A 14,429-nucleotide genomic window follows, 5' to 3' on the forward strand; every position below is an offset into this window, starting at 1 on the left:
TAATCAATGTCTTGAACCTTAAAAAGAGAGCTTAGGCTCTCTTTTTAATCCTCAGTGCGAGTCAATAACCTCTCAATCATCTATGTCATTTTCAGTCTGCCGCGAGTGGCTTGAGCTTTCAAGTTGCGATCTAGTTGACAGTTATCGCATCAGGCTTTCGCTACACTGTGTTTAAGTCGTCAGCTATCGTTAGAATGAAACCCATCATTATGTCTGAGCATCTGCACAAGCAAAATATTGATAAACCACAAGTTGTCACCACAGAAACCCTAGCGAACGGTCACATAACAGATGAAGTTTGCACAAATGAAACCTGTGCGACTGAAACGCTTGTCTATGATATTCGTCGCAGTCGCTACCTTAATATTACAGGTCGCTGCACCCTGCGCTGCGCGTTTTGTCCAAAACATAATGGCAGTAAACAGATCCACGAATATCAACTGGCACTGTGTCACCAACCTAAGCCCGAAGAAATTATTCCACTGCTTGGCGATGTTAAAGACTTCGAAGAATATGTGTTTTGTGGCTATGGCGAACCGACCTTAAATCTTCCAACCTTGCTGGCGGTGGCGAAAGAAATTAAACAAAGAGGCGGACGGGTACGTATTAATACCGATGGTTTAGGTAATTTAGTCCATAGGCGCAATATTTTGCCGGAACTAGCCAACTGCGTTGATAGTTTATCCATTTCCCTCAATGCGGATAATGAAGCCGCCTATATGGAACATTGTCGCCCCAAACTCGCCGGTTCTTATGCCGCCGTACATGCCTTCATCGCATTAGCGCCACACTATATTGAAACGGTACAAGTTTCAGCCATCGAAGGATTAGCGGGTGTTGATATCGACATCTGTCGTGAACAAGTTGAGTCCTACGGCTGCGAATTCAAGCATCGCATATTAGGCGCCTTAGGCTAAACGGCATTCTAATACAGCCAAAATCGACTGAAATACCCCAGCAGATAACACTGTCGATTACGTGAGTGGTACATGTGTGAATCGTCTTAACTTTTACTCAAGGAATCTTGCTGAGTAACTTGGCACTGTCGTAACAATTCTTTCGTGTTAACATAGCGAAATTAACAGTTCACCCACTCATAATCGGTTCATGCTGAAGAATAACCCAAGCACGTATCCCGCTGCGCCACTGCTCTCTTTAACTCAAGGGATCTATTGGTCGCATCAACGCTTACTCGCTATTGCAAGCCAGCTTTCTATGCTGGTGATTGGCATGATTATTTTAACTCACTTAATCATTACTTTAGGTGAACGACGCCTGCAAGAAGAGTGGGCAACGCAAAGATACAGTGAACTGCAAACCATAGGCTCATTGATCGCAGATAAAGTGTCTTTTCAGCAATTTCGAACCCAAATTTTCGCCAATGGGGAACTGCTAAAACAATACTTAAGCAATCCTACCGACAAGCAACAACTTAAATTGCAGGAAAACTGGCAAGATCTAGTAAAACATATTCCTGAGTTACTCGGCATTGCACTGTACGATCCCCAAGGTAACTATAAATTCTCAACGCCCCCTAATTTCAATAAAGATGCCTTACCACCGACCTTACTTGGAGCGAGTCGGAGCATGGGTGGCAAGGAGGTCTATACCTCGCCACTGGAATTTGTTCCGATAGACGGCATGCTTGAACCTTATATGTATCAAATGGCGTGGCTCGAGAAGCCCGATCAGAGTTCTATCGGTTATCTGGTGACGTACAACTCTATGGTAAAAATGCTGGAGGCCATAAAACCAGCCTTTTCAAGCAATAAGTCCCCTATGTTAGTGCTTGATACTCAAGGATTACTCTATGCTGGCGCGAGCGATCTCGCCCCTCTAAGCAATATGCCAGAGACCTTAGGAGCAAGTTTAAGACAGAGCTATCCGGCCCTGTGGCGCGATATGTCCATGAGCAACTTTGGACAATTCCACGGTGAAGAAGCCACTTATGTTTACCTTAAAATCGAACTCACTGCCCAACCTGAGACTCACAGAGAATATTTTTTACTCTCCTATGTGCGCAACTCAGACATAGCTGCTCGTTTCTCACAATGGCAAAACATTGTCATTGTGGCATCGTTAATATTAACGGTTTTAGCCGCTTGGGTTGTACTACTCAGCCACATGTATCGCTTACAACAGCGTTCACGCCAATACAGTATTGATGTTGCTAATGGCTTATTTAATAGTGACATTGGCTTTATGATGGTAAACGAAAATGCCAGAGTCATCAGTGCCAATACTAAAGCGGCACAAGCGACCTTAGTACCATTAGATGAACTGACAGACCGAAGCCTACAGCGTACCTTATGCCTCGATGATAAAACCTACACGGAGTTAATGGAGCAGGTACATAAAACCGGTCAATGGTCTGGTGAAATCAGTCTAGACAGTATCAATGGCCCCACGCTGCGGGTTCATATCCGCCAAGCACCAAGGGCGAGCCGAGGCTCACCACATCTATTAATCACCCTTGAGGACATCAGTGAGTTAATCAGCAGCAAACAAAATGCTTTTCTCAGTGAGCTTTTATGCGATAACACAGTAGCGACAGCCCTCACAGATGCTAACGGTAAACTGATTAAAATCAATCCAGTATTCGATGCGCTAATGCAACTCAATGGCGATTTAAATCAAGATTTAGCGTCATTACTCGCAAATGATTTAGGCAATCAATGGCAGAGGATCAGCGCCCAAATTGCCATGCAAGGTCAGTGGCAAGGGCAAATTCTATGCTCACCTAAACAGGCGCATTCCAATTGTTTGCAAGCCACATTGAAGGGCCATGTGGCCGCCGATGGTGAGATTGATTATATCGTCTGCACTTTAGAACAAGCCGCCGAGCGTGGTCGAGGCACAGAGAAGCGTAACCTTGTGCCCCATCGCAGTACTATTCTGCTGAATTTGGCAGATTTAGAACGTTACTTTAACTCTCTGCCGCCGCCAAGCCGTCTCAGCTCAAGCTTACTGTTAATGGATATCAATCCAGAGGGCATGCTAAGCCACATGAGTGATATCGACCAACTGGCAAATCGTCAGCAAGAAATAGAAGTGCAATTATTGCTTGAAATTCCAGCTAATTATCAAATTCTGCATTGGCAGCTAGGGAAGCTCATTGTGATGTTACCTGACACAGACGCCACCCATGCGCACAACTTTGCCCTCAATATGATGGAAAAGCTCAATGGTAATGGCTTAGGGGAAGGTATTAGTATTGGTATTGCGGGTTATCAAGAAGGCCAGACATTAGAGCAATATTTGAATAATGCCGAAATCGCCCTAAAACGGGCGAAGCAAAATAACGATCAGAATATCGGTCAGGCCTTTACTCGTCATCAATCGTAGATTCGGGTGCATTAACTGAGTCAGGCAACTGACTCTGGGTAATTTCTATGATTGCCGAGCGGTTCATGGTGATTTTATAGCGAATATACTGCGGGGCTTCGCGCCCATCACGCAACACTAAAATCAGATTGACTTGATAGCGCCGCTCAACCGATTCATAACTAATTTTGCCTTCAACTTCCTTATAAATCTTCGCTTTACCCCGTTCTAAATAACGGGCAAAAGGCACTAAGCTAAAGCTCACTTGCTCTTGAATAGTCGAATATCCCGCTTGAAATTCACTCTGATTCACCTTAGTGGCGATTTTATAGTGCAGAATTTCCGCATCGACCTTATTTTGGCTATGTCTGTGCTTTAGAATGTCACTGACTTTTTCGGGTAGATCTTGTTGACGCATAAACTCAAGCCATACCAACTGCTTAGCGATAACCGCCTGACTCGTAGTATCCCGTAAAATGCGGCTCCAACGTGGTCGACCCCGCTGAATAAATCGCCACATGGCATTGCGCACATCGTCCTTAAAGATTTCCCTGAAACCGTAGATCACGGCCAAGGTCAGCACTAGCGCAATAGTAAAACCACTAAAGGCACCCTGTGCTTGAATTATCAACGCAGACACCACCAACATCACTAACGCGGTCGCCAGTCCTGTCGTAAACTTTTTAAGGCCAATCCCTAAAGGCTTTAACTCTTCTTTGAGTACCACACCTTGTTGAATTAAACGGCGCAATAACAACATCTTATTAGAGATACGGTTAGGATCTTGCTTAGTTTGCGCTGAGTTGTACTTATGCTCATCACGATAGGCACATTCATTACGGCAGAGCGTGAGTACCCGCTCTAAAATATCGTTGAAATCACTGGTACGAGTGGCATAAGCGAGCACTTTGAGTAACTGCTGCTCACAAAACCAAGACAAGTAGTTATCAGCATTTTCAAAGTAAGATTTCCATTTGGGATCACCTGGTTCGTTACGACGAAACTTTTTCAGCAACTGGGCAATTTGTTCGCGTAATTCGTCGAGGGCAAAATAAAAATGGGTTACATCTGTGATTTGATTGAGTTCTTTAACATCGTTTTCAACCGCAACCGCAAACTGATAGGCGAAGAGATTTAGGTACAATCTGAACTCTTCAACAGTACGGCGATTTAAACTGGCAAAACGCCCCTGCACCAGAGGTAAGTGCAAGCCTTCTGAATAGTATGAGCGACGTCCAACTATTGAGCTGTAGTAGTACTCTTCTTCATTGAGCGTGCGCGAGCCTATGCCCATTTCCTTAGGTAAAAAGAAATAGAGATCGAGCTGACGATTATCGCCCTTTTCCATCTGATGGCTGAACTTAATCGACAGGGATTCTTCTTGCTTTACACGTATCTTAGACACAACACCCTTTTCATGAATCCCTCACAGGAGACTCACCACAGTAATCACAAATCAATGAGCACTAATCTTAACTGAAATAAACTCAAATTCACTGATTAAATTCGACTATTTACGATTCTGCATCCACAAATAGTATTGCTAGGCTGAAAAAGGACCACGGCATAATCTTTGGTGTCATCCATATCTAACACCTCGATACTGAGATTGTGCATTTCCGAGTCATTAAAATGTAAGCTGCTGATATAGGATAGATATTTCATATGTTCTGGCCAATTTTTTTGCTTTTCAATTTCAGATTCCGTTTTCGTTTTAACGGTAACTTTATAGGTCATGCTATTGGCCTCAATACTGTCGACTTTGCCTTGCATTAAAATATTGCCCGCACTCGTACCGTCAATATTAAAGTAACGATAATTGATCTGCGTATTGTCAGCGGCAATCAAAACATCCACGAGTAGGTAAAATTTACCGTCACTGCTAACACTCGAGCTGCCGCTAGGATTGGCACTAGAATGGCGGTCGAATAATTCAGAGCTGCAATTTAAAATCATCGTCTGATTGGTAGCCGACTGTTTGTATATCACACCGCAGGCCATAATCAATGCCGACAAGATAACAATATTAATCGTCCACTTTAGCCATTTAGCCACAGATGTTAACCTCCTGCAGCCAAGCAGCATCGATGAAGGTTTTCGGTCGAGTGAAATCACTGATTTTAATATTACGGATCACTGACTGACCGAGTTTTTCGCCTCGAAAAGTAATATTAAGCACTTGTTTATCATGGGACAAAGAAGCATAAACATCAGCCCAATCACTTTGACCGCAGGCGATTAATCCTGCACTTAAGCGCTCACCTAATTCGAAGAGTAAGGTGTTATTAGTATTGGAATCAGCAAATAAGTGTAATCGTACTTGCTGGCCTGAAGCCAAAGGTAATATTGAGGTCATAAGTGCTTGGGTTGGCTTGCTGTGATCCGTATGATTCAAATAAAACACCGAAAACGCTAACATAAACCCGAATAACACTAAGGCACTCCACAAAGGCACTGTGTGCAATCTGAGGTAATTAACACCTCTAAACTCAGTCCCATTAGATGGTTGGAGTAAATAACCTTGGCCTTTCACGGTTTCAATCAAGCCCTCATATTGAGGTCCAAGAAAGCTGCGAAGCATAAAAACAGCACGGGCCACAGAGGTATCAGTTAGCGGCGGATGCTTTCCATCCCCCGTCTTCAGCATGTGCTTAGAAACCAACTTACCTTGATGCTCAACAAGCAAATTAAGTACTTGTAACTCGGCTCGAGGAAGATGCCAAGATTCATCGCGAGACAACTCAATCAGTATGCCTCGTTCCCGATCAAACCTGCAGTCTCCCAATTGCATCAACATCCACTCAACTCCATAAAAACACAAAGTTAAGTCTATGCAAACTAACTAATGATTAATGTGATCTTGCTAACCCAAGTCAGCAAATAGTTAATTTTCGTGAGACGACCCCCAAGTTCAGCGCTATTAGGCAAAAACATGCGTTAACTCACAGGAATAAATGCCATTTAGCACATGGTAAATTCGGCATAAATTTACATAAATATAACAAAAATCGGGACGATGAGCACTTTGCAATCTGTTTAGTTAATTAAAATACATAATTTAAGTCGGTTAATTCTATTATAGTGACGCTATTTACCGCTCATGTAAAAGGCAAATATCCTCCGGCGTAAATCACAATATTTATCTCAAGCATGCTTAGAATTTACGCCATCAATTTATCTTTAGCATTTGATAAATAGAAGTAATCCTACATAGAGGAAATACATAATGAGCATAAATAGACGTCAAGCATTAACCCGTATTATTGGTATTAGCACCGCTGCGGCAGGTGCAACATTCATGGGAACATCGGTTCTCGCGGCAACGAATGCCGATGGTCAATATCAATTAGCGATAGGTGAGAAACTTAAATACGTTCCACTTGATGCAATGGCAACAGCAAAACTGGCCTATGAAACGGGTGGTGGTTGTATGCACCAAGTTTTTCATGCCGTTGTGACTATGCTAGCCCAATCTAATAGTGCCGATGCAGACAAGTTCAAAACAATTCCAACGGCATTAGCCGCCTATGGTTTTGCAGGGGTAACGGGTCAAGGCACGCTCTGCGGTAATCTTAATGCGATAGGCATGTTAGTGAATATTTTAGATGACATTAATGGTCACAATAACGCCGTGATAGCTAATACCTTCCGCTACTACGAAAATACAACGCTCCCTTTATCTTCACCTGAATTTGTTACTGGTATTGGCTCGACAGCAGAAAAAACGGCTCTTGTGGGCAGTTCATCAAAAGCCAAGAGCGTGTTATGTCACTCATCTATCAGTAACTGGTCAAAGGCTTCTGGCTTACCATTCGCGAAAAAAGGTGAACGCTGCTACCGCTTATCCGCGTCTATGGCTTATTACCTAGTAGATGTATTGAATCGTGCCTATCAAGGGGAGAATATCGGCGCCCTTGTTGGTAGTAAGCCAACACCAGATGCGCAAGATTGCCAAACTTGTCATGGTAGCACTAGCACACTAGGCTCAGCGGCAAGTGTAAAGACAGACATGGAATGCACCACTTGCCATACAGGGCATTTCAATTAAGGAGACTGTGATGAAATACCCATTACTCACATTGACCCTCGCGACATTAATGCTCGTAGGATGTGGCAGTGACAGCAATAACACTGAGCCTGAAACGCCGCAGCCACCTCCCGTCGAAAATGCAGTAAACATTGATGAAGCAACGCAAATAAATCTCAAGCTTGAGCAATTTGACTCGAGTACAGGGACAATTCAATTTTCACTGACGAATGCGCAACAAGAAGCGATCACTGCAGCAAAAACCTATGATATTTACTATTTTGGGTTCCCCGACAAAGCCAAGGAATCCTCGAATCCGAAGGCATGGAAACACTGGCATGTTACCCAAAATTATCGTTGCCAAAGTCTTGGAGAATGCAGCGGTAAATTAACCGAAGTCACAAGCGGTCAATATCAATTTGAGATAGCTGGCTTAGATTGGGCTCAGCAGGATCCAAGTGGTTCAGTGGCACAAATTAAAGTCGCGATTCAGATCTACGGTGCAAAAGCCAATAACGAGCTGGATTTAATCCAAGTTCTACCGCAATAATCCTTCCCATGACATATCCAAACAAATAGAGGCATCCATCGGATGCCTCTATTTTATTCATTGATATCTAGACGTTATGCGATTGAATTTTGTTAGCTCGATGTTGTTCGCTAAATAATTCGCGATATTATCCGCTACAAAACGACTCACAAACACCAATACAGCCCAAAAGGTGAATGAGCAGTACTTTTATTTAGAACATCGCAGCATTGAGCCACATATGTACTAAAATGCTCGCGATATAACCCAGCGCAATGACAGGTGTCCAACGCAAATGGGCACCAAAGGTGTAAATCCCCCTAGCTTGTCCCATTAACGCGACCCCTGCAGCACTGCCAATTGACAATAAACTGCCCCCAACTCCTGCGGTTAACGTTACCAGTAACCATTGGCCTAAGGCCATCTCAGGGTTCATCGTCAACACAGCAAACATCACCGGAATATTATCAACAACAGAAGACAACAGACCGATAGCCACGTTGGCATAAGTCGTATCCCAATTGGAATACAAAGCCTCAGATACTAAGCTCAAGTACCCCATAAAGCCAAGGCCACCCACACATAGCACTACACCATAAAAGAACAACAGGGTATCCCATTCAGCGCGGGAGATCCTGCTAAACACATCGAAGGGCACCACACTACCAAGCTGCTGAAGACGCTGCTCGTCCTGACGCAATTCAGCCTTTGCACGTTCGCGGGCAACGGAACGATTGAAGGTTTTACGCAGATAAAAACCAAAGAATTGTAAGAAACCTAATCCCGTCATCATACCCAATACAGGCGGCATACCTAAGAAGGAATGAGCACACACTGCCGTAGCGATTGTGAGTAAAAACAACGCAACAATTCGCTTAGCACCCGGCTTAGTATAAACATGCTCTTTTTCTGGCTCTGGCACGAAATGTGGAATAAACACACTCATAATGGCAGCGGGTAATGCAAAGTTCACTAAAGCAGGAATAAACAGATGGAAGAAATCGCTAAAGTGCACTAATCCTTTTTGCCACACCATTAAGGTCGTGATATCACCAAACGGACTAAACGCACCACCCGCATTAGCCGCAACAACAATGTTGATACAGGCTAGGGTGATAAACTTGCGTTGCCCTGCCCCCACCTTCATCACCACGGCACACATCAATAGCGCAGTCGTTAAATTATCTGCCACGGGTGAGATAAAGAACGCCATAAACCCTGTCAACCAAAATACGGTTCTTAGACTAAAACCACGGCCGACAAGCCAACCACGAATGGCATCAAACAAATTTCGCTCTTCCATAGCATTGATATAAGTCATCGCCACGAGTAAGAAGAGTAGAAGCTCAGCATATTCAAGCAAGTTATGTTTGAATGCCGCTTCCGACACTTCAGACATACCATTTTGTACATACACAAAACCTATCATGCCCCAGATAATCCCTGCCGCGACCAGCACAGGTTTCGACTTGCGTAAATGTAACGACTCCTCAGCCATCACCATTATGTATGCAAGTACAAACACAAAGACGGCAACATAACCCACACTCGAGGCGGTTAAATTAAGCCGTTCTATCCCTTCTGTCATAGCCCATGCTGCAGGTGAGAATCCGCTCAATATTGCAACGCAGAATAGACTCCAGAACGCCATTCCACTGCCTTTAAACAACCGCTGTAATTTCATTAAAGTTCATCTCTACGTAGGAAATTAGTCGAAAATTACCATAGCTTCGGCATAGTAAATGTTGATAAAACGCAACTTTCTATGCATTACCCTATAACCAAAGGCGTTTAAAACATTAATTTTTGTATAACTACAGCGATAACTAATAAAGAAACATTTAACTTAGTCTAAAAAGAGCCAATAAAAAAGCACCTCAAAGGTGCTTTTTAGTTTCTAATCAGCGTCACAGCATTAGAAGGAATATAACAAGGTCATATTGGTTTCTGTATCTGTACTTTTCTTATTATCCAACGGCTCGCTGTTGTAACGCACAATAATGGCAAACTTCATTGCTAATGCGCCGATAATATTCGCCGTTAACGAAGTTTCAGAACGGGCATCGAGCTTATCACCGTAATCGGCAACGAAACGTTGTTGGAATTTAGAGGTGTCAGTGATTTCGGTTTCAAAGTTGATCACGCCGTGAGCGACGACGCTGTCATTGGTGTCATGGCCTTCGATAAGTGCTTGCTCTGTATCAAGACGCTGATAGATATAACCTGGACCGACTTCGACATCTAAAAAGGTCTTACTAGTATCATAGAATCTATAACCATAACCCGCTGCGCCAGATAGCGTGTAATCATAACCTGTGAACGGATCAACTTCATAATTACCGTTAGCAAACAAGTAGCTACGATCTGTCATCTTGTAGTTACCTTGTGCGCCCGCTAAATAGCGTTTCGCGGTAACAGAACCTGTATCCTCTTTATATAAACCTTCGAGTAAGTACTGATTCTCCCAATCGCCAAGCTCATGCTTAAGATTTAAACGCCCTTTGAATGATGAGGTTTCAGTGTTACCTGTGGTTAAGGTTGCACCAAGCTCAGCTTCACCTGCGAATGTCTCATCGCCTTTTACAAAATCGGCCCCAGCTGTCGCCATAAAAGGTGCAGTCATTAATAGTGCTGCGGTCAGTACTTTCTTCATGTTTATCCGTTCCTGTTCCGTTAAATCCAATCCCTATAAATATCTGTTCGTCCCAGCGATGCTGAATAAGCACATATTAATAAGGGTTAGTATTTTCCCCTGAAAATCTGCGCGATATTAACATTTACGATTAAAAAATGAAAATTGCAGCTATTTTAAGTATAAAAAAACCCGCTTTAGCGGGTTTTTATCTCAGCGACAACGCTTACATATTGATCTTAGGATCTAACGCGCCAGACTGATACGCTTTATACATTGCTTGTAAAGACAATGGCTTAATCTTAGATGCTTGACCTGCACAGCCGAAAGCTTCATAGCGAACCGTACAGATATCGGCCATGGCTTCCATTGATGCTTTCAGGAATTTACGTGGATCAAATTCACTTGGGTGTTCAGCTAAGAATTTACGAACGGCACCCGTTGATGCTAAACGTAAGTCGGTATCAATGTTGACTTTACGCACACCGTGTTTGATACCTTCTACGATTTCTTCTAATGGTACACCGTAGGTTTCTGGGATCTGACCACCATATTGGTTGATGATCTTTAGCCACTCTTGTGGCACAGAAGATGAACCGTGCATCACTAAGTGAGTGTTAGGAATACGCGCATGAATTTCTTTGATGCGGTCGATACGCAGTACATCGCCCGTCGGTTTACGACTGAACTTATATGCACCATGGCTAGTACCGATAGCAATCGCGAGTGCATCAACATGGGTATCGGCAACGAAACGCGCCGCTTCTTCAGGGCTAGTCAGCATTTGATCGTGACTTAAAATACCTGATGCACCAACACCATCTTCTTCGCCAGCTTGGCCAGTTTCTAAGCTGCCTAAACAGCCGATTTCACCTTCAACTGACACACCACACGCATGGGCAAATGCCACTGTACGACGAGTAACATCAACGTTGTACTCGTACGATGCAGGCGTTTTGCCGTCAGCCATCAAAGAGCCGTCCATCATGACTGATGACATGCCTAATTGGATAGAACGCTGACAAATATCAGGATCGGTACCGTGGTCTTGGTGAATACACACAGGAATATCTGGGTACTGCTCAAGAGCTGCTGCCATCAAATATTTTAAGAACTGTGGGCGAGCGTATTTACGCGCGCCAGCAGAAGCTTGCACTATCACAGGGCTGTCTGTTGCTTCAGCGGCCTGCATGATGGCACGCATCTGCTCTAAGTTGTTAACGTTAAACGCAGGCACACCGTATCCATGTTCTGCTGCGTGATCAAGTAGTTGTCGTAGGGAAATTAACGCCATTTTTTAACTCCAATAATAGGGTGATATCTATCACCGAGGTCGCTATCGTTTGGATGGATTTTTATACCCGCATTCAACTCTGTACCTTAAATAAACAACTTAAATTAAGTACCTTAGATGAATACGGGCGGTTTTTTTATAATTTTTTACTTTTTATCAAAGCTTTGATGTTATCAGAGCTTATCGCGGCGTCTTATGCGCCGCGTATTTTAAAACTTAATGATTAAGCGCCGCGCTTTTCTAACATAGCCACAGCCGGTAATTCTTTACCTTCGAGGAACTCGAGGAAAGCACCGCCACCAGTCGAAATATAAGACACTTTATCGGCAATACCGTACTTATCAACCGCAGCCAAAGTGTCACCACCGCCTGCGATAGAGAACGCTTTTGAATCAGCAATAGCTTGGGCGATACGCTTAGTACCTTCACCGAATTGGTCGAATTCGAACACGCCCACAGGGCCGTTCCACACGATAGTACCAGCAGATTCGATGATTTTAGCCAGTGCTTCAGCGCTATCTGGACCAATATCGAAAATCATTTCGCCATCAGCGACTTCGCTAACCGATTTTAACGTTGCCACTGCTGTTGGGCTAAACTCGCCCGCAACGACCACATCGGTCGGCACAGGAATATCGGCGCCACGGCTCTTAGCATTAGCCACTAAACGCTTAGCTTCGTCGATCAAATCCGCTTCATACAACGATTTACCGACATTGTAGCCCGCCGCCGCAATGAAAGTATTGGCAATACCGCCGCCAACCACTAACTGATCAACGATACCCGAAAGACTTTCTAGCACGGTCAGCTTAGTCGACACTTTAGAGCCACCGACAATCGCCACCATAGGACGCGCAGGATTATCTAATGCCTTGCCTAAGGCATCTAATTCTTGTGCCAGTAATGGACCGGCACAGGCGATTGGGGCAAACATGCCCACGCCATGAGTCGATGCTTGGGCACGATGTGCAGTACCGAAGGCGTCCATCACATAGACATCACACAGCGCCGCCATTTTTTTCGATAAGGCTTCGTTGTTCTTGCCTTCACCCACGTTGAAACGCACGTTTTCGAACACAACCACTTCACCCACGGCAACGTCAACGCCATCTAAATAGTCGGTCGCTAAACGCACAGGACAAGACAGGGCTTTAGCCAAATAATCGACCACAGGTTGCAGAGAATATTCAGCATTGTATTCGCCTTCGGTCGGACGACCTAAATGCGACATCACCATCACAGCCGCACCTTTTTCAAGTGCCAACTCGATAGTCGGTAGAGAGGCGCGCAGACGTGCGTCACTGGTGACGACGCCGTTGCTGACAGGGACATTGAGATCTTCGCGGATAAGCACGCGCTTACCTTGTAGATCCAGATCTGACATATTGATAATTGCCATGGTAACGCTTCCTTTTATAATCAAAAAACAAACTGTTTCACACATAGCCGGTATGAATTGACTGCCGCTCGGCGCTCGACATCCCGTCGAATTGGCATAAATTCAGTGACCCACAAGTGAATAATCTACTTTTATCAGCCTCGCTTGGCCGCAATCATCGCCAAACTCGTATCTAACATACGATTGGCAAAACCCCACTCGTTATCGCACCACAGGAGTAACTTTACCAACTGACCGGCGCTCACGCGGGTCTGGGTACCATCGACAATACTGGAGCGCGGATCATGGTTGAAATCACATGAGACTAAGGGCTCATCAGTATAGCCTAAGATGCCATTAAATCGCCCATTGGCGGCTGATTCCAGCACCTGATTGACTGTGGCAATATCGACGGTTTTTTCTAAGGTCACGGACAAATCGATGGCGGTCACGTTGATGGTGGGCACGCGCACCGAAATCGCTTCAAACTTATTTTTCATGTGTGGCAAGATCCGCTCAATACCGCGGGCAAGCTTAGTGTCGACAGGGATAATCGATTGACCAGCAGCGCGGGTACGACGCAAATCATCATGATAAGCATCAATCACTTGCTGATCATTCATCGCCGAATGGATAGTGGTAATGGCACCGCTTTTAACTCCGAAGTGGCGATCGAGCACATCGATCACAGGCACGATACAGTTTGTGGTGCAAGAAGCGTTGGAAACCACTGTGTGTTCGGCGCGGAGTAAATCGTGATTCACACCATAGACAATCGTGCCATCGACATCCGCTGAGGATGGATGGCTTATCAGCACTTGTTTAGCGCCAGCATGAATATGGGCTTCGCAGCTTTGACGATCAACTAATACGCCTGTGGCTTCATAGACAATATCTATGTCCATCTCGTGCCAAGGGAGTTTTGCCGGATCGGGCTCGTGGAGAATTTTTATCGCATCGTCGCCAATCAGCATATGATCATCAACAAGCTTCACTTTATGCGCAAACCGACCGTGGGTGGTGTCGTACTGGGTCAGATGAATAATGGCTTCAGGTTTAGCTAATTCATTAATCGCGACAATCTGCATTTGCTGCCGTTTTCCAGACTCATATAAAGCTCGGAGAATAGAGCGGCCGATACGGCCATAACCATTGATAGCGACTCGGATCATTGAGGTCTCAATTTCCTCTTAATACAAAAACGGCCTGCAAACGATTGCAGGCCGCATTATACAGATTAACACT

General features: G+C 44.5%; 12 protein-coding genes. 4 read left to right on the forward strand and 8 right to left on the reverse strand.

Annotation, left to right across the window (positions count from 1 at the left end):
* The first annotated feature begins 209 nt into the window (after positions 1-209).
* Positions 210-917, forward strand: coding sequence for a TatD family nuclease-associated radical SAM protein (locus L5M17_RS03440; protein WP_105250090.1), 708 nt, complete (start codon positions 210-212; stop codon positions 915-917).
* Positions 918-1,107: 190 nt separating this feature from the next.
* The gene (locus L5M17_RS03445; protein WP_263145227.1) at positions 1,108-3,345 is read left to right on the forward strand and encodes a PAS domain-containing protein; all 2,238 of its coding nucleotides are present in this window, start codon (positions 1,108-1,110) and stop codon (positions 3,343-3,345) included.
* Here the strand turns inward: L5M17_RS03445 and L5M17_RS03450 are convergent.
* The 3 genes from L5M17_RS03450 to L5M17_RS03460 all read right to left on the reverse strand — a co-directional run bounded on the left by L5M17_RS03450 (position 3,326) and on the right by L5M17_RS03460 (position 6,121).
* The gene (locus L5M17_RS03450; protein WP_028761621.1) at positions 3,326-4,729 is read right to left on the reverse strand and encodes a hypothetical protein; all 1,404 of its coding nucleotides are present in this window, start codon (positions 4,727-4,729) and stop codon (positions 3,326-3,328) included. The two genes, L5M17_RS03445 and L5M17_RS03450, sit on opposite strands and share 20 nt — an antisense overlap.
* A 95-nt stretch (positions 4,730-4,824) precedes the next feature.
* Positions 4,825-5,379: a hypothetical protein gene (locus L5M17_RS03455; protein WP_113939813.1), complete on the reverse strand. Its 555-nt coding sequence runs from the start codon at positions 5,377-5,379 to the stop codon at positions 4,825-4,827.
* Positions 5,372-6,121 (reverse strand): transcriptional regulator, encoded by a 750-nt coding sequence (locus L5M17_RS03460; protein ID WP_105250092.1) that lies wholly within the window; start codon positions 6,119-6,121, stop codon positions 5,372-5,374. The genes L5M17_RS03455 and L5M17_RS03460 overlap by 8 nt, the downstream gene beginning before the upstream one ends.
* Before the next feature lie 429 nt (positions 6,122-6,550).
* Between L5M17_RS03460 and L5M17_RS03465 the strand changes: the two genes are divergently transcribed.
* Entirely contained in the window at positions 6,551-7,372 is an 822-nt protein-coding gene (locus L5M17_RS03465; protein WP_263145230.1) for a cytochrome c3 family protein, read from the forward strand.
* A gap of 10 nt (positions 7,373-7,382) precedes the next feature.
* Positions 7,383-7,901: a hypothetical protein gene (locus L5M17_RS03470; protein ID WP_173497322.1), complete on the forward strand. Its 519-nt coding sequence runs from the start codon at positions 7,383-7,385 to the stop codon at positions 7,899-7,901.
* Positions 7,902-8,094: 193 nt separating this feature from the next.
* Here the strand turns inward: L5M17_RS03470 and nhaD are convergent, their stop codons facing one another.
* The 5 genes from nhaD to epd all read right to left on the reverse strand — a co-directional run bounded on the left by nhaD (position 8,095) and on the right by epd (position 14,356).
* Positions 8,095-9,564, reverse strand: coding sequence for a sodium:proton antiporter NhaD (gene nhaD / locus L5M17_RS03475; protein WP_105250095.1), 1,470 nt, complete (start codon positions 9,562-9,564; stop codon positions 8,095-8,097).
* Positions 9,565-9,795: 231 nt separating this feature from the next.
* Positions 9,796-10,533: a YdiY family protein gene (locus tag L5M17_RS03480; RefSeq protein WP_028761626.1), complete on the reverse strand. Its 738-nt coding sequence runs from the start codon at positions 10,531-10,533 to the stop codon at positions 9,796-9,798.
* Positions 10,534-10,738: 205 nt separating this feature from the next.
* On the reverse strand, positions 10,739-11,806 hold the full coding sequence (gene fba, locus L5M17_RS03485; protein ID WP_028761627.1) for a class II fructose-bisphosphate aldolase: 1,068 nt from the start codon (positions 11,804-11,806) through the stop codon (positions 10,739-10,741).
* 223 nt (positions 11,807-12,029) lie between these two features.
* Positions 12,030-13,205 carry a phosphoglycerate kinase gene (locus L5M17_RS03490; protein ID WP_263145237.1) on the reverse strand — a complete coding sequence of 392 codons (1,176 nt, stop codon included), beginning with the start codon at positions 13,203-13,205 and terminating at the stop codon, positions 12,030-12,032.
* 134 nt (positions 13,206-13,339) lie between these two features.
* Positions 13,340-14,356 carry an erythrose-4-phosphate dehydrogenase gene (epd, locus tag L5M17_RS03495; protein WP_105250098.1) on the reverse strand — a complete coding sequence of 339 codons (1,017 nt, stop codon included), beginning with the start codon at positions 14,354-14,356 and terminating at the stop codon, positions 13,340-13,342.
* Positions 14,357-14,429: the final 73 nt, after the last annotated feature.

The organism is Shewanella sp. SW24 (genome assembly GCF_025653395.1).
Taxonomy (GTDB): Bacteria; Pseudomonadota; Gammaproteobacteria; order Enterobacterales; family Shewanellaceae; genus Shewanella; species Shewanella oncorhynchi.